The organism is Sunxiuqinia sp. sy24 (assembly GCF_052677165.1).
Genome location: NZ_JBQYLH010000022.1, coordinates 21,324 through 43,309, shown reverse-complemented (window position 1 = coordinate 43,309; position 21,986 = coordinate 21,324). Strand labels below are relative to the sequence as shown.

General features: G+C 44.9%; 11 protein-coding genes. 9 read left to right on the top strand and 2 right to left on the bottom strand.

All coding sequences use genetic code 11. From position 1 onward, the window contains the following. A partial coding sequence (locus ACUNWA_RS16885) for an MBG domain-containing protein (RefSeq protein ID WP_445593108.1) occupies positions 1-5,553 on the bottom strand: 5,553 nt, incomplete at its 3' end. A gap of 616 nt (positions 5,554-6,169) precedes the next feature. Then, positions 6,170-9,088: an FAD-binding and (Fe-S)-binding domain-containing protein gene (locus tag ACUNWA_RS16880; RefSeq protein WP_445593107.1), complete on the bottom strand. Its 2,919-nt coding sequence runs from the start codon at positions 9,086-9,088 to the stop codon at positions 6,170-6,172. Between the two features lie 482 nt (positions 9,089-9,570). Between ACUNWA_RS16880 and pta the strand changes: the two genes are divergently transcribed. From pta to rhaB, 9 genes are all read left to right on the top strand, one after another. Next, positions 9,571-10,575, top strand: coding sequence for a phosphate acetyltransferase (pta, locus tag ACUNWA_RS16875; protein ID WP_445593106.1), 1,005 nt, complete (start codon positions 9,571-9,573; stop codon positions 10,573-10,575). Positions 10,576-10,587: 12 nt separating this feature from the next. Continuing rightward, positions 10,588-11,559 carry a 3-hydroxyacyl-CoA dehydrogenase family protein gene (locus tag ACUNWA_RS16870; protein ID WP_445593105.1) on the top strand — a complete coding sequence of 324 codons (972 nt, stop codon included), beginning with the start codon at positions 10,588-10,590 and terminating at the stop codon, positions 11,557-11,559. A 29-nt stretch (positions 11,560-11,588) separates the two neighbouring features. After that, positions 11,589-12,800 (top strand): acetate/propionate family kinase, encoded by a 1,212-nt coding sequence (locus ACUNWA_RS16865; RefSeq protein WP_445593104.1) that lies wholly within the window; start codon positions 11,589-11,591, stop codon positions 12,798-12,800. 184 nt (positions 12,801-12,984) lie between these two features. Further along, positions 12,985-13,890, top strand: coding sequence for a phosphate acyltransferase (locus tag ACUNWA_RS16860; protein ID WP_445593103.1), 906 nt, complete (start codon positions 12,985-12,987; stop codon positions 13,888-13,890). Between the two features lie 4 nt (positions 13,891-13,894). Next, on the top strand, positions 13,895-14,998 hold the full coding sequence (buk, locus tag ACUNWA_RS16855) for a butyrate kinase (RefSeq protein WP_445593102.1): 1,104 nt from the start codon (positions 13,895-13,897) through the stop codon (positions 14,996-14,998). Positions 14,999-15,411: 413 nt separating this feature from the next. Then, positions 15,412-17,526 carry an amino acid permease gene (locus ACUNWA_RS16850; protein ID WP_445593101.1) on the top strand — a complete coding sequence of 705 codons (2,115 nt, stop codon included), beginning with the start codon at positions 15,412-15,414 and terminating at the stop codon, positions 17,524-17,526. 151 nt (positions 17,527-17,677) lie between these two features. Then, positions 17,678-18,958 carry a cation:proton antiporter domain-containing protein gene (locus ACUNWA_RS16845; RefSeq protein WP_445593100.1) on the top strand — a complete coding sequence of 427 codons (1,281 nt, stop codon included), beginning with the start codon at positions 17,678-17,680 and terminating at the stop codon, positions 18,956-18,958. A gap of 149 nt (positions 18,959-19,107) precedes the next feature. Beyond that, on the top strand, positions 19,108-20,382 hold the full coding sequence (locus ACUNWA_RS16840) for a glucuronyl esterase domain-containing protein (protein ID WP_445593099.1): 1,275 nt from the start codon (positions 19,108-19,110) through the stop codon (positions 20,380-20,382). A gap of 109 nt (positions 20,383-20,491) precedes the next feature. Next, complete coding sequence (gene rhaB, locus ACUNWA_RS16835; RefSeq protein ID WP_445593098.1) at positions 20,492-21,958, top strand: rhamnulokinase; 1,467 nt, start codon at positions 20,492-20,494, stop codon at positions 21,956-21,958. Positions 21,959-21,986 lie beyond the last annotated feature (28 nt).

The following is a 21,986-nucleotide window of genomic DNA, read 5'->3' as shown; positions in this document are numbered from 1 at the left end:
GGCATAGTTCCCAACAGTTTCGCCAGCATCTCTTGAAAGCTTACCGGTAAAGGCAATCACCTCACCATTTGGCAGAGTACTTCCAACAGCCGGCACCGAAACGAAAGTCAGCGCCGGATCAAGGTCGCCATAGGTTTTACTTTTCGCATCAGCAGTAACAGTCACAGCGAGTTGACTAATGGTCATATCAGCACTGGTGTAGGCGATATCGTAGTTGGCATTGTCCACCGTATTTTGCTTGATGGCGTAGGTGCCAACATCTTCACCGGCATCTCTTGAAAGCGCACCGGTAAAGGCAATCACCTCACCATTTGGCAGAGTACTTCCAACAGCCGGCACCGAAACGAAAGTCAGTGCCGGATCAAGTTCACCATAGGTTTTGCTCTTGGCGTCAGCAGTAACCGTAACCTCCAGTTGGCCAATCGTCAAATCCGCACTGGTATAAGCGATGTTATAGTTGGCATTATCCAGCGTGTTTTGCCTGATGGCGTAGTTGCCAACAGTTTCACCAGGATCTCTTGAAAGTGCTCCTGTAAAGGCAATCACTTCACCATTTGCAAGAACAGTACCAACAGCCGGATTGGAAACGAAAGTCAGCGCCGGATCAAGTTCTCCGTAAGTTTTGCTCATGGCATCAGCAGTAACGGTAACCTCCAGTTGCCCAATCGTCAAATCCGCACTGGTATAAGCGATGTTGTAGTTGGCGTTGTCAAGCGTATTTTGGATGATGGCATAGGTGTCAACATCTTCACCAGTATTTCGATCCAGAACTCCGGCAAATGAGATTAGTTCACCATTTGCAAGAACAGTACCAATAGCCGGCACAGAAACGAAAGTCAGCGTTGGATCAAGGTCGCCATAGGTTTTACTTTTCGCATCAGCAGTAACAGTCACAGCGAGTTGACTAATGGTCATATCAGCACTGGTGTAGGCGATATCGTAGTTGGCATTGTCCACCGTATTTTGCTTGATGGCGTAGGTGCCAACATCTTCACCGGCATCTCTTGAAAGCGCACCGGTGAAGGCAATCACTTCTCCATTTGCAAGAACAGTACCAACAGCCGGCACAGAAACGAAAGTCAGTGCCGGATCGAGCTCACCGTAGGTTTTGCTCTTGGCATCAGCCGTAACGGTAACCGCCAGTTGCCCAATCGTCAAATCTGCACTGGTATAAACGATGTTGTAGTTGGCATTGTCCATGGTGTTCTGCTTGATGGCGTAGTTGCCAACAGTTTCACCAGCATCTCTTGAAAGTGCTCCAGTAAAGGCAATCACTTCACCATTTGGCAGAGTACTTCCAACAGCCGGCACCGAAACGAAAGTCAGCGCCGGATCAAGTTCACCGTAAGTTTTGCTTTGTGCATTAGCAGTAACCGTAACCGCCAGTTGGCCAATCGTCAAATCTGCACTGGTATAAACGATGTTGTAGTTGGCATTGTCCAGGGTGTTCTGCTTGATGGCGTAGGTGCCAACAGTTTCACCAGCATCTCTTGAAAGCGTACCGGTAAAGGCAATCACCTCACCATTTGGCAGAGTACTTCCAACAGCCGGCACCGAAACGAAAGTCAGTGCCGGATCGACATCACCGTAAGTTTTGCTCTTGGCATCAGCCGTAACGGTAACCGCCAGTTGCCCAATCGTCAAATCTGCACTGGTATAAGCGATGTTATAGTTGGCGTTGTCAAGCGTATTTTGGATGATGGCGTAGGTGTCAACATCTTCACCAGTATTTCGATCCAGAACTCCGGCAAATGAGATTAGTTCACCATTTGCAAGAACAGTACCAACAGCCGGCACAGAAACGAAAGTCAGCGTTGGATCAAGGTCGCCATAGGTTTTACTTTTCGCATCAGCAGTAACAGTCACAGCGAGTTGACTAATGGTCATATCAGCACTGGTGTAGGCGATATCGTAGTTGGCATTGTCCACCGTATTTTGCTTGATGGCGTAGGTGCCAACATCTTCACCGGCATCTCTTGAAAGTGCTCCTGTAAAGGCAATCACCTCACCGTTTGGCAGAGTACTTCCAACAGCCGGCACCGAAACGAAAGTCAGTGCCGGATCGACATCACCGTAAGTTTTGCTCTTGGCATTAGCAGTAACCGTAACCGCCAGTTGGGCAATCGTCAAATCAGCACTGGTATAAGCAATGTTGTAGTTGGCATTGTCCAGCGTGTTTTGCCTGATGGCGTAGGTGTTAACAGTTTCGCCAGCATCTCGTGAAAGCGCACCGGTAAAGGCAATCACATCACCATTTGCCAGCGGCGTTCCAACAACTGGGTTGGATACGAAAGTCAGCGCCGGATCAAGTTCTCCGTAAGTTTTGCTCATGGCATCAGCAGTAACCGTAACCGCCAGTTGCCCAATCGTCAAATCCGCACTGGTATAAGCGATGTTATAGTTGGCATTATTCAGCGTGTTTTGCTTGATGGCATAGTTCCCAACAGTTTCACCGGCATCTCGTGAAAGCGCACCTGTAATGGCAATCACCTCACCATTTGGCAGAGGACTTCCAACAGCCGGCACCGAAACGAAAGTCAGTGCCGGATCGACATCACCGTAAGTTTTGCTCTTGGCATCAGCCGTAACGGTAACCGCCAGTTGCCCAATCGTCAAATCCGCACTGGTATAAGCAATGCTGTAGTTGGCATTGTCCAGGGTGTTTTGCCTGATGGCATAGTTCCCAACAGTTTCGCCAGCATCTCTTGAAAGCGTACCGGTAAAGGCAATCACCTCACCATTTGGCAGAGGACTTCCAACAGCCGGCACCGAAACGAAAGTCAGCGCCGGATCAAGTTCACCGTAAGTTTTGCTCATGGCATCAGCAGTAACGGTAACCGCCAGTTGCCCAATCGTCAAATCCGCACTGGTATAAGCAATGCTGTAGTTGGCATTGTCAAGCGTATTTTGGATGATGGCGTAGGTGTCAACATCTTCACCAGTATTTCGATCCAGAACTCCGGCAAATGAGATTAGTTCACCATTTGCAAGAACAGTACCAACAGCCGGCACAGAAACGAAAGTCAGCGTTGGATCAAGGTCGCCATAGGTTTTACTTTTCGCATCAGCAGTAACCGTAACGGGCAGTTGCCCAATCGTCAAATCCGCACTGGTATAAGCGATGTTATAGTTGGCATTATCCAGGGTGTTTTGCCTGATGGCGTAGGTGCCAACAGTTTCACCGGCATCTCGTGAAAGCGCACCTGTAATGGCAATCACCTCACCATTTGGCAGAGGACTTCCAACAGCCGGCACAGAAACGAAAGTCAGTGCCGGATCGACATCACCGTAAGTTTTGCTCTTGGCATCAGCAGTAACCGTAACCGCCAGTTGGGCAATCGTCAAATCAGCACTGGTATAAGCAATGTTGTAGTTGGCATTGTCCAGCGTGTTTTGCCTGATGGCGTAGGTGTTAACATTTTCGCCAGCATCTCGTGAAAGCGCACCGGTAAAGGCAATCACATCACCATTTGCCAGCGGCGTTCCAACAACTGGGTTGGATACGAAAGTCAGGGCAGGATCAAGATCACCATAAGTTTTGCTCTGCGCATCTGCAGTTACGGTAACCGGAAGTTGAGTGATCGTCAAGTTTGCACTGGTATAAGTGATGTTGTAGTTACCTTCCTTATTGGTCGCACCCTTCACGATGGTGAGCGTTCCTTTGGTGATTGCATAGTTGCCGACTGTTTCACCAAGATCACGGCTTAGTGCTCCGTCAAAAGAATCACCAGTTGCCAGTCCATCACCTCCAACGGTATAAGTAAATGCTGCCGGATCAGCTTCACCATACACTTTGGTTTGTCCGGCATCGGCTGTGATGGTGATTGGACGCTTTTCTATTTCCAGTATAACTTCTGTTCGTTCAGCGCTTACACAGCCGGTTGTTGTACTCCGGGCTTCGGCCCATGCGGAGTAGATTCCAACATCAGTGCCTGTAGGAGCTGTCGTTGTTTCTGTACCGGTTTCGGTGGTGTACCAGTCGATTTCGATACCGCTGGGAGCACTGGCCGAGGCTGATTGCTCATTACCGTTGTAGCTTGTGTTCACATGGTTGGCAGTTGGGGCAGCAGGCAATTCATTAATGGTAACTGTTACTAAGGTGCGGGTTTCACTTTCGCATCCTCCTGGACTATTTCTTGCCGCCGCATAGGCTGAATATGTTCCTGGTTCAGTTCCTGATGGAGCGGAGACCCTCGTGCCATTGCTTGCTTCTGAATACCATACTATTGTTTCGCGTGTGGCTGCCAAGGCACTGCCTGTATGTATTTGTCCGTCGTAGCAAACCTCCATGTCTGCAGCTATCGGAGCTTCCGGTAATGCATGAATGGTAATTTGCGCTGTTGCATCCATGAGGCCCTCTGTTCGTACACAGCCCTTTCCATTGGTGATTGAAACGAGGTAATACTTGGTAGTTATTGTAGGATTAACTTCAACGTCAAAGGTAAATTCTCCGGGATCTGTTATTTCCTGTGACCAAATTGTTGTTCCATCGGTATATTCAATGATGTAGGGTATTGAAAAATAGGCGTCCAATGCATTGAATGTAAGTTGTCCAGTTTCTCCGGCACATATCAGCTTGCCTCTAAATCCTCCCGAAGTATTATTAGGTAGGTTATTTATTGTTACATATTTTGAACGGGAGTTTCCGGTTTCACATCCATTGGCTGGGGTAACTTTTATGTTGCCGGTGGTTTCCCCGAAATCAACCAGGATAGATGGAGTTCCTTGTCCATCACTGATCGTTGCTCCACTTGGTACGGTCCACGTGTAGGTTAGTGCTCCATCGATGGGAGCAACAGAATAGGCTATTGCTGTTGCATTGGCACAAACATTCGTTTCACCACTGATGGGGCCTGCATTTGCGACAGCGGTTGTGACAGCTATTGAAATTGATTCATTTTCTTTCTGATAAGCTTCGTTCCCACTTCCGGAACCTGCATAATCCACTTCCAATTCGGTGGGGGCTGGGTTTGGAATTGTCATGGAGGTTGTTGCAATCCCATTAGCATCTGTAATGGCTGTTGTTGTGTTCGAGCCGAGAATGAATGTTAGTGTTTCGCCAGCAGCATTTTGCCAGGAGTCTGATCCTTGCTTATATTGAAGCTGCGCAGTGACTTCTATGACTTCACCACAAATTCCTTCTGTTGGCCCCAGATTGATTAGTTGAGTCTGATAAGCATCTGTAAAAAAGGTTTCTGCAAACCAGCCGGAGTTGTAGCCCAAGGCCGTAAGTTGAAAGGCGGTTCCCAATTCTTGTTCCAAAACATACCAATCATCGTAGATGTCGCCATTGGCATCGGGGATGATGTACCACGGATCATGGGAGTGATCCGGAATGTTGGGGTCGATGTGCGTAAGTGTCACTAAAACACTATCGTCGTCAAACCAGCCGGAGCCGGTTATAATAACCCATTCACCGGGCCAGTAGTCGTCTTTATCGGTAAAGATTGTTACATCCTGAGCTACACTTATGAAACTAAGCATCAGGAAAGAAATGGTAAGCATCAAGAGGCTGAAAAGCTTTTGAGGCTGAGGTAAAGATTTTTCCTTCATAAGTATTCTTTTTTTAGTTTATCAATTTGCAAAGTGCATTGAAGTATGCGTCGGGGTGATTATCAGTAACTTTTGTTAGTAAGTTAGTGATACGTCGTACCATTTTTTTGTTTTTTAGAAATAACAGCGTGTAGTTTGAGTTTAATCTTCAATAGATTCAGTATTCATCTTAAAAAATGAGTTTATACTCATTTAAAGATGCTTGCAAGGCGCATTTTCAGGTTGTAATAGTGGGGTGCTTCACATTTGCTATGTGAGTTTTATTTCCCTGAAAAATAGATTAGATCCCTTTTGTATTGGAATCAATGTTCAGTGATTCAGTCAGTAAAGTTAAATGTTGATTGAAAAACAGAATAAAAAGTTATGACAATTTTTAGTTTGGGACAATACCTTGTTAAAGACATTGTTATAATGAATGGTTGAATGCCCGGATTAGTTTTCAAACGGGCTTTCTCGATGAGCGAATCCTTGGCATTACCATTCAGGCAATACTGAAAAAGCTGTTTCAACTTTCTGTTAATGAGTGACTCGGTGTGGCTGGACGAAAAAAAGGAATCAGAAACTCATCTTTCTGATTCCTTTAGTTTGGTTGAAGGAGTCTTATTCTTAAGGGGACTTAATTTACCAAGGCATCATAAAGAATTTCTACCGGATGCATTGCTTCACGTCCGGTTCCTTCAGCAATATGATGCCGGCAGGATGTACCGGGTGCAGCGATGATTTCCTTGGAACTAGCTTCGCGCACAGCCGGAAACAGCACCAGCTCGCCAATTTGTTGGCTGAGTTCGTAGTGCTCCTTTTCGTAGCCGAATGAGCCGGCCATGCCACAACAGCCACTGGCAATCTCGCTAACGGCATAATTGGAGGGGATTTCCAGTATCTTCTTCGTACATGATGCGGAGGCAACCGCTTTTTGCTGACAGTGTCCGTGCAGTTTTATATGTTTCGTTTCTTTTGTAAACAGCTCCGGGCTGATGTTTCCTTTTTCAAATTCAGTTGCGATAAATTCATCCAGCATGAAGGTATTTTGAGCCAAGTCTTTTGCTTTTTCCCGTAATTCGTGTCCGACCAATTCAGGGTATTCGTCTCTGAAGGCCAGAATAGCGGAGGGCTCGATGCCCAGAAGTGGCGTTTTATTAGTCACCAGTTGATGGAGGAGTTCAACGTTTTTGTTGGCAATTTTCTGTGCCGTTTTTACCAATCCTTTCGACAGGTAGGTTCGTCCACTCTCCCGGTGTTTGGGGATGGCGACCTCGTAGCCCAGCTTATTCAGCAACAGAATGGCTTGTACTCCGATGTGGCTTTCGTTGTCGTTGGTGAATTCATCGGCAAACAGGTAAACCTTGCCTTTGGCAGAACCATTGAGCTGAATCGGTTTTTTGTACCACTGGCGCAAACTGAGCTTTGACAGTTTAGGAACCTGCCGCTCGGGAGCAAAACCCACAAGTTTTTTAAAGGTGGTGGTTCCCGTTATCCAATTGCTTACGGGGAGTGCCAAACGGGCGAGTTGGTTTAGCCGGGGGAGATAGGCAATAAGCCATGATCGAGGCGGAATGCCATGACTTTCATAGTAGTGTTGCAAAAACTCGGCTTTCAGCTTCGCCATATCTACACTGGATGGACATTCGGACTTGCAGGCTTTGCAAGAGATACATAAATCAAGCACTTCCTTTATTTCTTCATGATCAAAAGGGTTGGGCTTCTCGGACCGGGTCAGAAATTCGCGGAGGATATTGGCTCGTCCACGCGTTGTTTTGTCTTCGTCTTTAGTAGCCATAAATGTTGGACACATGCTGCCGCCAATGGCCACACTCTTGCGGCAATCGCCCGAGCCATTGCATTTTTCCACGGCCCGTAACAGGCCTTTTTGTTCCGAAAAGTCGAAGGTGGTTTCCAGCTTACGGGTTTCGCCAAGCATAAAACGTAAGTTCTCGGTAATGGGAGGGGTGTCCACAATTTTTCCCGGGTTTAAAATTCGATGCGGATCCCAGGTTTGTTTGAGATCTTTTATCAGTTGGTAGTTGTGTTCGCCTAGCATGAAAGGGATAAATTCGCCCCTGAGCCGTCCATCGCCATGCTCGCCGCTTAGCGATCCTTTGTATTTTTTCACCAGTGCCGCTATTTCGCGAGCAATGGTATGGTAAAGCTCCACATCGGCCTCTTCTTTTAAATTCAGAAGCGGGCGCAGGTGAATTTCACCTGTGGCAATGTGCGCATACTTTACGCAACTGAGTCCGTAGCGTGCCAGAATTTCGTCGAATTCGCGCATGTAGTCCGGCAGATATTCCGGAGCGACAGCAGTGTCTTCAATGACGGTTACACTGCGCTTGTCTCCGGGAATATTGGATAGCAAACCCAGTCCCGCCGTACGAAGTGCCCACACGCGTTTGATGTTATCGGGTCCCTGAACCAGCGGAAAGTGGTAGCCAAGTTTAGCCGAGCGGAAATCCGCTTCGAGTTGATGCGCAATAGCAAGAATCTCGGCCTCTGTTTCGCGGGCAAACTCAATCATGAGCATGGCTTTGGGATCGCCCTGAATGAAAAAGCGGTTTTTGCGCTGTTCAATATTTCCTTTGGTGCAATTCATAATGATGTCATCCATTAATTCAATGGCACCGGGATTGTGTTTGAGGGCAATTAAGTTGCCTAGGTAAGCTTCCTGTAAACTATCAAAATGGGCACACACCAAGCCTTTGTGCTTGGGCGGAAGGGGGATGAGGTTGAGCTTTAATTGGCTTGAAAAGGCCAGTGTCCCTTCACTTCCGGCCAGTAATTTACAGAGGTTTATTTTTTTACCATTGCCGGTAAATGGATCGGTCTCGAGCAGGACATCCAGTGCATAGCCATTGTTTCGGCGCTTCACTTTGGGATCAGGATATTCTTTTCGGATACTTTCCTGGTTGGTCGGATTAGACAGGATGGTGTTGATGTTTTGGTAAATCCGGGTTTCCATACTTTCGGACTTGCCAGCACATTTGGCCTGAAATTCTTCGGTGCTCAATGCTTTGAAATGAACTGATGAGCCATCAGCCAACAAACAGTCAGCTTCCAGAATATGATCGCGGGCACTGCCATAAATGAGCGAATGCAGTCCGCAGGAATTATTGCCCACCATGCCGCCAATGCAGCAGCGGTTGGCGGTCGATGTTTCGGGTCCGTATTGCAGCCCATGAGGAGCTAGAAATTGATTTAGTTCTGCCAGGTTAACCCCAGGTTCAATAATTACCCATCGTTCCTCTGCGTTAAATTCAAGTATTTTGCTCAGGTATTTCGAAATATCGACCACTATTCCTTTCCCTACAACCTGTCCGGCGAGGGAGGTCCCGCCTGCACGAGGAATCACCGATGTTTGATGTTCTTGGGCAAACGTAATAATCTTTTGGAGGTCGGCTTTTGATTTGGGTTTGCATACCGCTTGCGGCATCTCGCGGTACGATGAAGCATCCGTAGCATAAATAATGCGTTGCACATTGCTGGTGTAAACATCTCCCTCCAGATTTTGCTTGAGCGTATAAAACGGGTCGGTTTCTTTCATGGCTAATTTTAGTTTGTAGACTAACAAAAATATCAATTTATTTTGGTGAGTTGAAGATGTTTCAGGATGTTTGAGTAAAAGGTGATGATTCAGATTTCATTTGCTCAAAATTGCCTTGCATTGTTTTACTGTCGAAAAACCTTATATCTTCATGCAATCGATTGTGTTTTGTTCGTTTGCAGCTTAAAAACAATGGGTTCAAAAAACGAATAATTCTCAGGATTAACAATTAATTATCTTTGTTTGGGGAAATGGAGAGGTTATTTTCGCTACTTTTGCATTTTGAATCTTTTACTCGAAAGTTAAAAATCTTAAACCTTAAGATGAAATGATCGTACCAGCTAGTCATGAGCTAATTTGGTATCTGTGTGTGAAAGATAAAGCAAGATAAGAAAAGACAACTTGCTTGTTTGTCTGTTTCTGCCCATTGACAGGAAAAGCATGGCAAGCAGCTATTAATAAATCAGATAAGTTTTTTTCGAATGAAATTACTTGAACGTGTTATTAAGAACTCTCAGAATTATCAAAAACGAATTGTTCTTCCGGAAGGAACTGAACCTCGTACCTTGAGAGCCACAGAAATCATCTTAAATGAAAATATTGCCCGGATTATTTTATTGGGAAATCCGGTAGAAATTATGCAGGCAGCCGAAGAGTGTGGCGTAAACATCAAAGGAGCTGTTGTAGTTGATCCCAAGACTGACGAACGTCGGTCGCATTATGCTGACATGATGGTGGAAATCCGAAAGTCAAAAGGTCTGACCAGGGAAAAGGCGTTGGAGATGTTGGACGAACCCTTGGTTTTCGCGCCTATGATGATTAAGAATGGCGATGCAGATGGCGAAATTGCCGGTGCTGTTAACTCTACTGGTGATGTTTTGCGTCCCGCCTTTCAGTTTGTTAAAACCTTACCTGGCGTAAGTGTCGTTTCCGGTGCTTTTTTGATGTTCGTGAATGATCCACACTTTGGACATGACGGAATTCTTGTTTTCGCTGACTGCGCTGTTATGCCCGATCCCAATGAACGTGAACTAGCTGAAATTGCTGTAACAACAGCCAAAACAGCTAAAGCCATTGTTGGAATGGAGCCACGCGTAGCCATGTTGAGCTTTTCAACTAAAGGAAGCGCCCAGCACGAGCGGGTTAATAAGGTTGTGGAAGCAACCCGACTAGCCAAAGAAATGGCTCCCGAACTGAAGATTGACGGTGAACTGCAGCTTGACGCAGCTTTGATGCCGGATGTTGCCCGGTTGAAAGCTCCTGATAGTGAAGTTGCCGGACGTGCGAATATCTTGGTATTCCCTGGTTTGGAAGCAGCCAATATTGGCTATAAATTAGTACAACGACTGGCTAAAGCCGAAGCAATTGGACCCGTTCTGCAAGGAATGGCAGCTCCAATTAACGATTTATCCAGAGGTTGTTCGGTAAGTGATATTGTTAATATGGTAGCGATTACCTCTAATCAGGCGGCTACCTCGTTCGAATAAATTTAGTTGCAAATGGCTAGTGAAGTTATTTATGAACCAATTGAAGAATTTGGTTTAATTAAGAAACAAGTTTCAAAGGCGCTTTTCTCTAAAATCGGCTTGGTAGGCTGTGGACTCGTAGGACAGAATATTGCCCGCGTGGCGAGCTTCTACGGTATTGAAGTCGTTTTTATTGAAGTTAGCGAAGAGAAAATCAGAGAAGCTTACCGGAATATTGAAAAAGTTCTGGATAACCGGATTGAACACTGGGGCTTGACTCAGGGTGAAAAAAGAGCCATCCTTTCGCGAATCAAAGGTTCGTTGGATTACAAGGATTTGGCAGGTTGTGATTTTGTGGTGGAAGCCATCCGTGCGGTTAACCGTGGTGGAAAAATTAAGGAACGTAAAAAAATCTTTCAGCAGATTGAAGAAGTGGTTGATCGCGATTGCATTATCGCAACGAACTCGACCACGATCATCATTACCGAACTGTCGTCGGAAATGAAATATAAAGATCGCTGCATCAGCTTTCATTTTTCTGTTTCATCGCGCGAATCGCGGATCATGGAAGTTGTCAAAGGACTTTATACGTCTGAAGAATCTTATGCCAAAGTTTGTCAGTTTGTCAAACTCATCAACCGGACAATTATTCCTGTTGAAGAGTCTGCAGGGCTGGTAAGCGTTCGTCTTTTTGTGGTTTTACTCAATGAAGCCTGTGAAATCCTGATGGAAGGGATAGCCACGATGGAAGATATTGATACCACAATGAAAATTGGGCAGGGAATGAGATTGGGACCATTTGAATTGGCCGATAAAATGGGCTTGGATAAAATTGTCCGTTGGATGGAAAACATCTATGCTGAATTTGGTGACGTTCATTTTAAACCGTCTCCATTTATTAAGCGCTTGGTACGTGCCAAGCAGTTGGGCGTTTCTACCGGAAAAGGTTTCTATGAATACGATGAGGAAGGAACCCGGATCTTAAACAGCGCAAATATTTGTTAAAAAACAATCTCAACGAAAATTTTGAAGGAATGATAATTCTGGTATTAAACTGCGGAAGCAGTTCCATAAAATATCAACTTTTCAATATGGATGGCCAGCAAGTGGTTGCCAAAGGAGGAGTTGAAAAGCTGGGCATGAAAGGCTCATTTTTAAAGCACCAACATGCAGACGGACGAAAAATTGTTTTCGAAGGTGAAATCTTAGATCACAAAAGTGGTGTTGAATATATTCTTGGGGTACTAACAAGCGCTAAATATGGTTGCCTGAAGAGTCTCGAAGAAATTGATGCGGTTGGACACCGGGTTGTGCATGGTGGAGAGTATTTTCACTCCAGCGAATTGATTACTGATGAAGTAATTGATGCCTTAGTTAAATGTACTGACCTGGCTCCGTTGCATAATCCACCAAACCTAAAGGGGATTCATGCCATGGAAGAGTTGATTCCCGGAATCCCGCAAGTAGGGGTGTTCGATACGGCTTTTCATCAAACTATGGACGCGAAGTCGTACATGTATGGTATTCCTTATGTGTTGTATGAAAAATATGGCATTCGTCGTTATGGCTTTCACGGAACCAGCCACCGCTACGTTACCAAACGTGCATGTGAACTGCTGGGCCGCGACTACGAAACACAGAAAATTATTTCGTGTCACTTAGGAAATGGAGCTTCAATTGCTGCTATTAAAGATGGCAAATCGTTTGATACTAGCATGGGATTCACTCCTTTGGAAGGCTTGGTGATGGGAACTCGTTCCGGTGATCTCGACATTGGTGTGGTTACTTACATCATGGAAAAAGAAGAGCTGGGCATTAAATCGGCGAATACTTTATTTAATAAGCACAGTGGAATGCTCGGCTTGTCTGGCGTTTCATCAGATATGCGTGAAATTGAAGATGCAAGAGATAAAGGTAATGAGCGGGCTTCTATGGCGCTTGATATTTATGACTATCGCGTTAAGAAATACATTGGTTCGTACATCGCAGCAATGGGTGGGGTCGATATCTTGATTTTTACCGGTGGAATTGGTGAGAATGGTGATACCACACGCTTTGGAGCTGCTGGCGAATTAGAGTGTATGGGGATTTACCTGGACAATGAAAAGAATGACGGACTTCGTGCTAAAGAAGCTGTTATCAGTACCGACGATTCACCCGTAAAAGTGATGGTCGTTCCGACAGACGAAGAATTAATGATTGCTTTGGATACTGAGGTAAAAGTGAAGGAACTTGTGAAATCGTAAGTTGTTTTAGTTTGAAAATCAGAATCCGAAAGTTCAGGATTAAAAATATTTTTCATTTGACATCCGATGCAGCAATGTGTCGGATGTTTTGTTTTTCAGGGGTTTAAAAACATTTTTTTAGATTGATATTTGTTCTGTAAATTCAACTGTTCTTAGTCTATCTTTACACTGATATAATGAGCAAATGAATATAAAACACATAACAGAGCTGTTGCTTTTAGCCAAAGAGCAACCAACCCAACGGATGGTTGTCGTCAACGGAGTCGACAATCATAGTCTTGAAGCGGCCGAGCATGCCCGGAAGCTTGGTATCGTGGAGGTTATTGTTACCGGTGATAAAAAGCGTATTGAAACAAGCTGCGAGCAATTGGGAATTGAAGCGGCCAACTTCCAAATCATCGAGGCATGTTCTGAAGATGAATCAGCCTTGGAGGCAGTTAAGCTGATTCAGGCAGGAAAGGCCGACTTGGTCATGAAAGGCCTAATCAGCACCGATAAGTACATGCGTGCTATTCTAAATAAGCAATTTAGCTTGGTTGACCCAGGAGGCTTGCTCACCCATGTTACGCTAATCGACAACAAGTCGTACCACAAATTATTAATTGTTACAGATGTGGCTATCATTCCGTATCCAAGCCTTAAGCAGAAAGAAATCATGGTTCGCTATCTGATTCAGGTAGCCCGAAAGCTGGGAATCAGGCAGCCCAAGGTAGCACTGATAGCGCCAACAGAACAAGTGATTGAATCGATACCTGCTTGTGTTGATGCTGCTAAGTTGAAACAGATGGCAGTAGAAGGGCAGTTCCCCGGCGCTTTTGTCGATGGGCCGATGGCTTTGGATGTCGCCATCGATCAAGAGTCGGCAGCTATTAAACAGATGAACTCAGAAACGGCTGGTGATGCGGATTGTCTGCTTTTTCCAAACATTGATGCCGGCAATGTGTTTTACAAGACCAATGCCAAACTGTGTCAGGCCGAACAGGCTGCAGTAGTTGTCGGTGCCAAGGTCCCGGTTGTTTTATCATCCCGGGGCGATCGCACGCAAACTAAATTGAATTCCATTGCTTTGGCTGCATTAATGAGTCATTAAAACTATGAATGAATACCGAATTTTAGCTATTAATCCAGGTTCTACGTCAACCAAATTTGCTGTTTATTTCAATGATGAATGTAAGCTGAATAGAACTTTGCGTCATTCCATCGATGAATTGTCCAGTTACAAAAGTATTTTAAAGCAATTCGACTATCGGAAGGGGATGATCATTGATGCCTTGATGGAAGAAGGTTTTGATGTGGATAGCCTGAAATACATTATTGGACGGGGTGGCCTGACTTATCCTTTGGAGTCGGGGGTATACCTGGTTAATAATGATATGTTGAAACACGCCAGCGAAGGCGTTTACGGACAACATGCCAGTAATTTGGGGCCGCTGATTGCTGACTTTATTGCCAACCAAATTCCGGGAGCAAAAGCCTTTATCGCCGATCCGGTGGTTACAGATGAACTGGACGAAATTGCCCGAATTACGGGGCATCCCCGGTTTCAAAAACGATCTATTTTTCATGCGCTCAACCAAAAGGCCACAGCCCGTTTACATGCTAAAAAGCACGATGTGCCCTATGAAAGACTGAACCTGATTGTTGCCCATCTGGGCGGGGGGATTTCCGTAGGAGCTCATAAACAAGGGCGGGTAGTTGATGTAAACAATGGCTTGGATGGCGATGGTCCTTTCAGCCCTGAGCGAAGTGGAGGCTTGCCAACCGGGCAAATCATCGATTGGTGCTTTGACAGTCGTATGAGCAAAGCGGATATTCGGCGTATGGTGGTGGGCGAAGGTGGTTATGTGGCCTATTTAAGGACTAATGATGCCCGGGAGGTCGAAGAAATGGCCAGCCAGGGAAACGCGAAAGCGCAGCTAATTCAGGATGCCATGGCATACCAGGTGGCTAAAGCAATTGGCGAAATGGCTGTTGTTCTGGATGGTCAAATCGATGGTATTCTGCTTACCGGAGGGGTGGCCTATAGTGATTACATCACGGCTTATATTGAGAGGAAAGTTGGATTCTTAGGTCGTGTTTATGTGTATCCCGGGGAAGACGAATTGGAAGCCCTGGCTAAAAATGCGCTGCGGGTTGCCCGTCACGAAACTCAAGCGAAAGCCTATCAGCCTATGATTGATAGAGTCGATACATACTAATTTTCTGTTCGTCTTCTGTTGGCGAACTTTTTGGGGTGCCCTTGCTGAATGAGCTTGTTTTCAGTACTTATAACTTCATGGTCATTAAGCTCGGCTGTGATCTTTTCCGGTAATTCAAGGTATGTTAAACCCACTTTTTTGTGTTGTTGAATAAGATGCATAAACTTTTATCCCTCTTCGGAACTTATTAATATAAGGTTTTTCAAAAAAATGGCTGTGCTGAACCTTGATGGCATTGTTGGTTTTGAAAGACGATTTTCATGTTAATAAACCTAGCCTTTTCCTTCTGGAAAAAAGGACAAGGCGGTGTTCTAAAGTGCTTGTCGATTTTTAATAAAGTTGTATATTTAAAATGGACACGATAGTCATCAGTAGCATCTTATGGAACACCTTAGCAACCATAATCAGAGCGTATGGCTAAAAAAGAAAAGTTAAAAAAGGAATTGGGTCTGTTTGATGTTTTTTCAATTAGCACGGGAGCCATGTTTAGCTCCGGCTTTTTTCTCTTGCCAGGTCTGGCTTCCCAATTTACCGGACCGTCTGTTTTTATTGGCTATTTGGTGGCAGGTTTGCTTATCCTTCCTGCCATGTTTAGCATAGCTGAAATTTCCACAGCGCTTCCACGTTCGGGAGGGGCTTATTTTTTTCTTGATCGCAGTTTGGGGCCATTAATTGGTACGATTGGCGGCTTAGGGACGTATCTGGCGCTGGTGTTTAAAACCGCTTTTGCCATTGTGGGTATAGGTGCTTATGCCGCTTTTTTCTGGGACGTACCTGTCAAAACGATTGCTATTGCTGCAACTTTCTTTTTTATGGGCCTTAACTTAATTGGCGCCAAGAAGACTTCACGACTCCAAAATTTCTTCGTCATTTTTTTATTGGTGGTGTTGGGTACTTTTGTTGTTGAAGGGCTTTTCCGGATCTTTTTTACCGAAGGAATCGACAAACCGTCGATTAATAATCATTTCGAACCTTTCTTCACGCACGGATTTGAAGGTGTGATAACCACGGCTGGCTTTGTGTTTGTTTCTTACTTGGGCTTGACCAAGATTGCCAGTGTGGCGGAAGAAATTAAAAATCCGGAGCGAAATATTCCCTTAGGCATGCTTTTATCGCTGATTGTTACAGGCACAATCTACTTTTTAGGGGTTTTTATAATGGTTTCCATAATCAATCCTACCGATTTTGCTCAAGATCTGGCACCCGCTGCGACTGTTGCGAAGCATCTTTTCAGCTGGCTGCCGGGTGATTTAGGAACTTACCTGATGATTGGAGCCGCCATGGCTGCCTTTGCTTCAACGGGAAATGCCGGTTTGCTTTCGTCTTCCCGCTATCCGTTTGCGATGGGCCGCGACAAACTTTTCCCCCCAATGTTTTCTAAGGTTGGGAAAAGCGGTGCACCCATTACTTCGATCCTATTGACGACTGCCTTGGTTATTATCTTCATCCTGGTTTTTTCAGAAGAAGGCATTGCTAAATTGGCCAGTACTTTCAACCTGATCATTTTTATGCTGATCAACTTCGCGGTAATCGTTTTTCGAAAAAGCAACATCGAATCGTATGATCCTGGGTTTAAGTCACCCTTGTATCCGGGCATGCAGGTGGCCGGAATCTTTATTTCTTTGGTTTTGATTATTTACATGGGATGGATGGCGATTCTTTTTAGCGGATTAATCACTTTCCTGGCGGTGCTCTGGTACAATTACTATGCGAAAGGTAAAGTCAAGCGCGAAGGAGCTGTTTTTCACTGGTTCGCTTTGTTGGGGAAAAACCAGCATGTGGAACTGGAAAATGAATTTATGACCATTTTGAAAGAAAAAGGTCTTCGGCAGGGCGATCCGTTTGATACCACCATTATTAAGGCGAGAATTGTGACGGCCCATTCGGATTTAGACTTTAATGGTCTGGTGGATCAAGTATCCGATTCGCTGTCGAAAGAGATGGCGATCGACAAAGAGTTCCTCGTAACAGAATTTCATACCCTGTCTGCTATTGATCCTGCACTGGTTATGCCCGAGGTGTCCATTCAATATGCCCGATATGAAAAGATCGAAGAGCCAACTTTGCATATTGTGCTTGCCAATCCGGGTATCTCCAAGCCGGTTGGTAAAGGAGATATCCAGTCCGTGGATCATATTAAAGTATTTTTCTTTTTGGTTAATCCGGCTAAGGAGTTTCGCTTACAGTTGCGGATGTTGTCGCGGCTAATGAATATTGTTGAACGTGAAGACTTTGTGCAAAATATGTTGCTTCAATCCAATGATCGGGAGATCAAGGAATACCTGCTGCATAACGAACGTTTCATCACGGTAAGACTGTTGAAAAATACAACACAGGCTGAGATGATTGGCAAGCAGCTGAAAGATATCAAATTTCCGTCCGATGTGTTGGTGGCGCTTGTCGAACGTGATGGACGCTCTTTTGCACCTCATGGCTACACGGTGATGCAGGAAAATGATGTGTTGACCATTATTGGCGAACCACGTTCGATTAAGCAAATGTTTGATCTTTATATGGGACAACCTTAAGTGACTGGTTATAGTTAACTTCTGTGTTTTTTATGGCTAAATATGGCTGAATCACCCGTTGGGAAAGGTTTATGCACGAACCGAAAAACAAAAAAATCGTAGACTGTTTGAAGCTTATTTGTATCTTGGAGCTTAAAATAAAAGCGAATTCATGAGTGCATATTTGTTTGTGATTGGTCTTTGTGTAGTGGTGATCGTTTCTTTTTTCTTTAATCTTTTGGCGCAGAAGACAAATATCCCCAGTGTATTAATGCTTATTCTGCTGGGCTTGGGACTTCAGCAGGTGTTGAAATATTATGGGATTGTACCTCAATACTACAATACACTTGAAGTGCTTGGTATTGTTGGGTTGATCATGATTGTGCTTGAAGCTGCGCTTGATCTCGAACTGAAGAAGGAGAAGTGGCCGATTATCTGGAAATCATTTGTTATTGCCTTTGCATCTCTGGCATTCTCTTCCGTTTTAATTGCTTATGTCACTCAGTTTTTCATCCAGAACATGGAATTTTTTCCGGCGCTCATTTATGCCATTCCGTTCTCCATCATGAGTAGTGCCATTATCATTCCCAGTGTAGCAAACTTAAGTAAAGACAAACGCGAATTTATGATTTATGAGAGTACCTTTTCGGATATTCTTGGAATCATGCTTTTTTATTTCCTGATTGAGAATGTTAACGCCAGCGGAGCGGGTGAAGTCGCTTTTGCGGTGGGCAGCAACATTATACTTACCCTGGTTATTTCAGTGGTGCTAAGTTATGGACTGACTTATGTGATTCAGTACATTAAAACAAGTGCCCGCTTTTTCCTGTTTTTGGCTGTTCTTGTACTGTTATATGCGGTGGCCAAGTTGTTTCACCTTTCTTCGTTGTTAATTATTCTGATGTTTGGTTTGTTGCTTCGAAATCACAAAATTTTGCTGTGGGGCCGGTTATCACGATGGCTTAACGACAAAGCGATAGACGGACTGTTTGAAAACTTTAAGATGGTAACTATTGAGAGTTCCTTTTTGGTCCGCACCTTCTTTTTTGTTGTTTTCGGAATTAGCTTGTCTGTCGAAACATTGGTCAACTGGGAAGTTTGGATGATGAGTGGCCTTTTCTTGCTGATTTTGTATGTCATTCGCTATTTCATGTTTTTCACGGTGGAACGAAAAGATATCTTCCCACAGATTTTTTTGGCTCCACGCGGCTTGATATCCATTCTGTTGTTTTTTGCTATTCCCGAAGACTTTAAAGTGCCTGAATTTGAAAGCGGGGCCTTACTGGTCGTGATCATCTTTTCGAGTCTGATTATGGCCTGGTCATTAATTTCACAAACAAGTAAGGCACGGGCTCTGAAGCGAAAAGGAAATGGTGATCCGGAATTGCCGACCAATTCATCGGAAGAGCAGAGTAGCAAAAATCATTACGATGAATATTTTTACAGGAATTAAGCCGGAATAAGTAGGCGAGGACTTGCAAAGTAAGATAGGTTCTTCACAGCAGAAGAATCACTACGAATTCTTTGTTTCAAAAGAAAACTCCTATTTTTGATCGGATCAGTATTTGGCCACTAAAGAAACCTAAAATAAACGAAGCTGTTATGAAATATTGTGTGCTCCTTATATCACTAGTTTGTAGCCTTCAGGTTAATGCTCAGCGGAGTGACGTGAATTACGATGAAAATGAAGTGCCTGGCTACAACCTTCCAGAATTACTGATTTCTAAAAGCGGGCGAAAAATCAAAAATACCAAGCGTTGGGAGAAAATTCGGCGTCCTGAAATCGTGAAGCTTTTTCAGCAGGAAGTGTATGGTAAAATCCCCAAGGAAATAGACATTGATGAGGTTGTGGTGCATGAGCAAGCCGGAGATGCATTTGATGGCCTGGCTAAGCGGCGGCAGGTGGAACTGATTTTTAGAAAAGATGATCAAGAATTAAGCGTGGAAATTCTGCTGTATCTGCCTAAGATAAATGAAAAAGCCCCTCTGTTTGTGGGCTATAATTTTAGCGGAAACCATACTGTAGCTGATGACCCTGATATTCGTTTAACCGAATCGTGGGTGGGCGACGAACCATCGCTTGGCATTGTGCACAACCAGGTGACCGAGCAGTCGCGTGGCGCTAAAAGTGAGCGCTGGCCTGTCAAGACCATCATCGAAGCAGGCTATGGGGTGGCTACTATTTATTGTGGCGATGTTGATCCGGATCGGGATAATTTTCAGGATGGCATTCACCCATTTTCCTACCAGCTGGGACAATTTCGTCCGGGATATGATGAGTGGGGAACGATTAGTGCCTGGGCTTGGGGACTGACCAAAGCGATGGATTATTTTACAAGCGATACCGATATTGATTCCTCTCAAGTCATTGTTGTTGGTCACTCGCGTTTAGGGAAAGCTGCTTTGTGGGCTGCGGCTCTTGATCAGCGGTTTGCCATGTGTGTGTCAAATAACTCGGGGTGTCTGGGCGCTGCTCTGTCCCGAAGACAATTTGGCGAAACGGTTGGTGTCATTACGCATGCCTTTCCACATTGGTTTTGCGAAAACCTAAGCAAGTATTCTTCCCGGGAAGAAAAACTTCCGGTCGATCAGCACATGTTGCTGGCCTTGATCGCACCACGCCCATTATATGTTACGAGTGCTACTGAAGATTTATGGGCCGATCCGAAAGGCGAGTTTTTGGCAGCTGTTGAAGCCGGGAAAGTATATGGATTATATGAAAAGGAAGGGTTGCCTGTGACTGAAATGCCTGTGCCGGATACGCCTGTATTTGGAACTATTGGTTACCACATCCGAGCCGGAAAGCACAACATTACCTCTTATGATTGGGAGCAGTTTATTGATTTTGCCAACGAACGGCTGACACCTGCAGAATAAGACCTGAAAAGTTCCTCAGGCTGCCGCTCAGGATTGAACAGGATAGACTTCTTTCCGAAGTTGTTTTTATTTGTTTGATCTAAGCACAAAACGATCAAAGACAAAATATATGAAAAAAAATAATTTTCTGGCTTTTGACTTGGGAGCGTCAAGCGGGAGAGCTATCCTGGGGACGCTGAACGATGGAAAGCTGGAGTTGACGGAAGTTCATCGTTTCGAAAATCAGATGCAATTAATCCAGGGACATTTCTTCTGGAATATTTTTAGCTTGTTTAATGAACTAAAAACCGGCTTGAAGAAGTGTGTTCAGGAGTTTGGTATTCAGCCCGATTCGGTTGGCGTGGATACTTGGGGTGTCGATTTTGTTCATCTGAACAAAGAAGGCATGCTTATCTCGCTGCCCTTTGCCTACCGCGATTCCCGGACCGACACGGCCATGGAAGATTTGTTTCAGCAGGTTCCCAAAGAAGAGGTGTATCTGCAAACTGGAATTCAGTTTATGCAATTCAATAGCTTATTCCAGTTGTTTTCTATGGTGAAGGATCAATCGTCGTTGCTGGAAATTACCGATAAGATTTTATTTATGCCGGATGCCCTGAATTACTTGTTCTCGGGAAAGGCAGTCACTGAATTGTCGATTGCCAGCACCAGTCAAATGATTGTTCCAGGCAAAAAGGAATGGCAAACCGAGCTGTTGGATAAAGCCGGCATTCCGAGCTCAATATTAACCGAATTGGTTGATCCGGGAACAGTCATCGGAACCATTCAGGCGGATGTTGCAGAAGAGACTGGCAGCCTTCAGGTTCCTGTTGTTGCTGTGGCCGGACACGACACGGCATCGGCAATCGCTTCAGTTCCGGCTATCGATAAAAATTACGCGTATATCAGCTCCGGTACTTGGTCGTTGATGGGAATTGAAAGCGACCAGCCCTTGGTTTCGGACCAAACCCTGAAAATGAACTATACCAATGAAGGCGGTGTGGAAGGAACGACGCGCTTTTTGAAAAATATCATGGGGATGTGGCTTGTTCAGGAATGCCGCCGAACCTGGCTGAAAGAGAAAAATTATAGCTGGGACGAGATGGTGCAGCTGGCGAAAGGTGCTGAGCCTTTTAAATATCTGATCAATCCCGATGATACGGTATTTCTGAATCCAGGTAATATGCCCAAAGCCATTGACGATTATTGTCAGGCGAGCGGGCAGGGAAGTCCGGAAACTCATGCCGAAATTATTCGATGTGTGTACGATAGTCTTGCCCTGAAATATCGCTTCACACTGGAGCAGATTCGTATGGTTAGTGAGCAGCCCATTGAACGAATCCACATTATCGGAGGTGGCGCGAATAATCGCTTCTTAAATCAGTTGACTGCCGATGCAACGAAGTTGACAGTGATTGCAGGACCAACAGAAGCTACGGCTACCGGAAACATCTTGGTGCAGGCCAAAGCGATGGGTGCGTTGCAATCGTTGGAGGCCATGCGTCAGGTGGTTCGGGATTCTTTCGAAGTTGAAGAATTCAAGCCAAATCCTACTCTAGATTGGGATAATGCTTATCAAAAATACTTAAGTTTGTAAGGCGGGAGTTACTGAATCTGAGAACTTG

What these genes read in the sequence shown, in the direction of transcription:
- ACUNWA_RS16870 (WP_445593105.1), top strand. Translation starts at nt 10,588, where the DNA reads ATGGCTAGTGAAGTTATTTATGAACCAATTGAAGAATTTGGTTTAATT.
- ACUNWA_RS16860 (WP_445593103.1), top strand. Translation starts at nt 12,985, where the DNA reads ATGAATATAAAACACATAACAGAGCTGTTGCTTTTAGCCAAAGAGCAA.
- ACUNWA_RS16865 (WP_445593104.1), top strand. Translation starts at nt 11,589, where the DNA reads ATGATAATTCTGGTATTAAACTGCGGAAGCAGTTCCATAAAATATCAA.
- rhaB (WP_445593098.1), top strand. Translation starts at nt 20,492, where the DNA reads ATGAAAAAAAATAATTTTCTGGCTTTTGACTTGGGAGCGTCAAGCGGG.
- ACUNWA_RS16840 (WP_445593099.1), top strand. Translation starts at nt 19,108, where the DNA reads ATGAAATATTGTGTGCTCCTTATATCACTAGTTTGTAGCCTTCAGGTT.
- ACUNWA_RS16845 (WP_445593100.1), top strand. Translation starts at nt 17,678, where the DNA reads ATGAGTGCATATTTGTTTGTGATTGGTCTTTGTGTAGTGGTGATCGTT.
- pta (WP_445593106.1), top strand. Translation starts at nt 9,571, where the DNA reads ATGAAATTACTTGAACGTGTTATTAAGAACTCTCAGAATTATCAAAAA.
- ACUNWA_RS16880 (WP_445593107.1), bottom strand. Translation starts at nt 9,088, where the DNA reads ATGAAAGAAACCGACCCGTTTTATACGCTCAAGCAAAATCTGGAGGGA.
- ACUNWA_RS16850 (WP_445593101.1), top strand. Translation starts at nt 15,412, where the DNA reads ATGGCTAAAAAAGAAAAGTTAAAAAAGGAATTGGGTCTGTTTGATGTT.
- buk (WP_445593102.1), top strand. Translation starts at nt 13,895, where the DNA reads ATGAATGAATACCGAATTTTAGCTATTAATCCAGGTTCTACGTCAACC.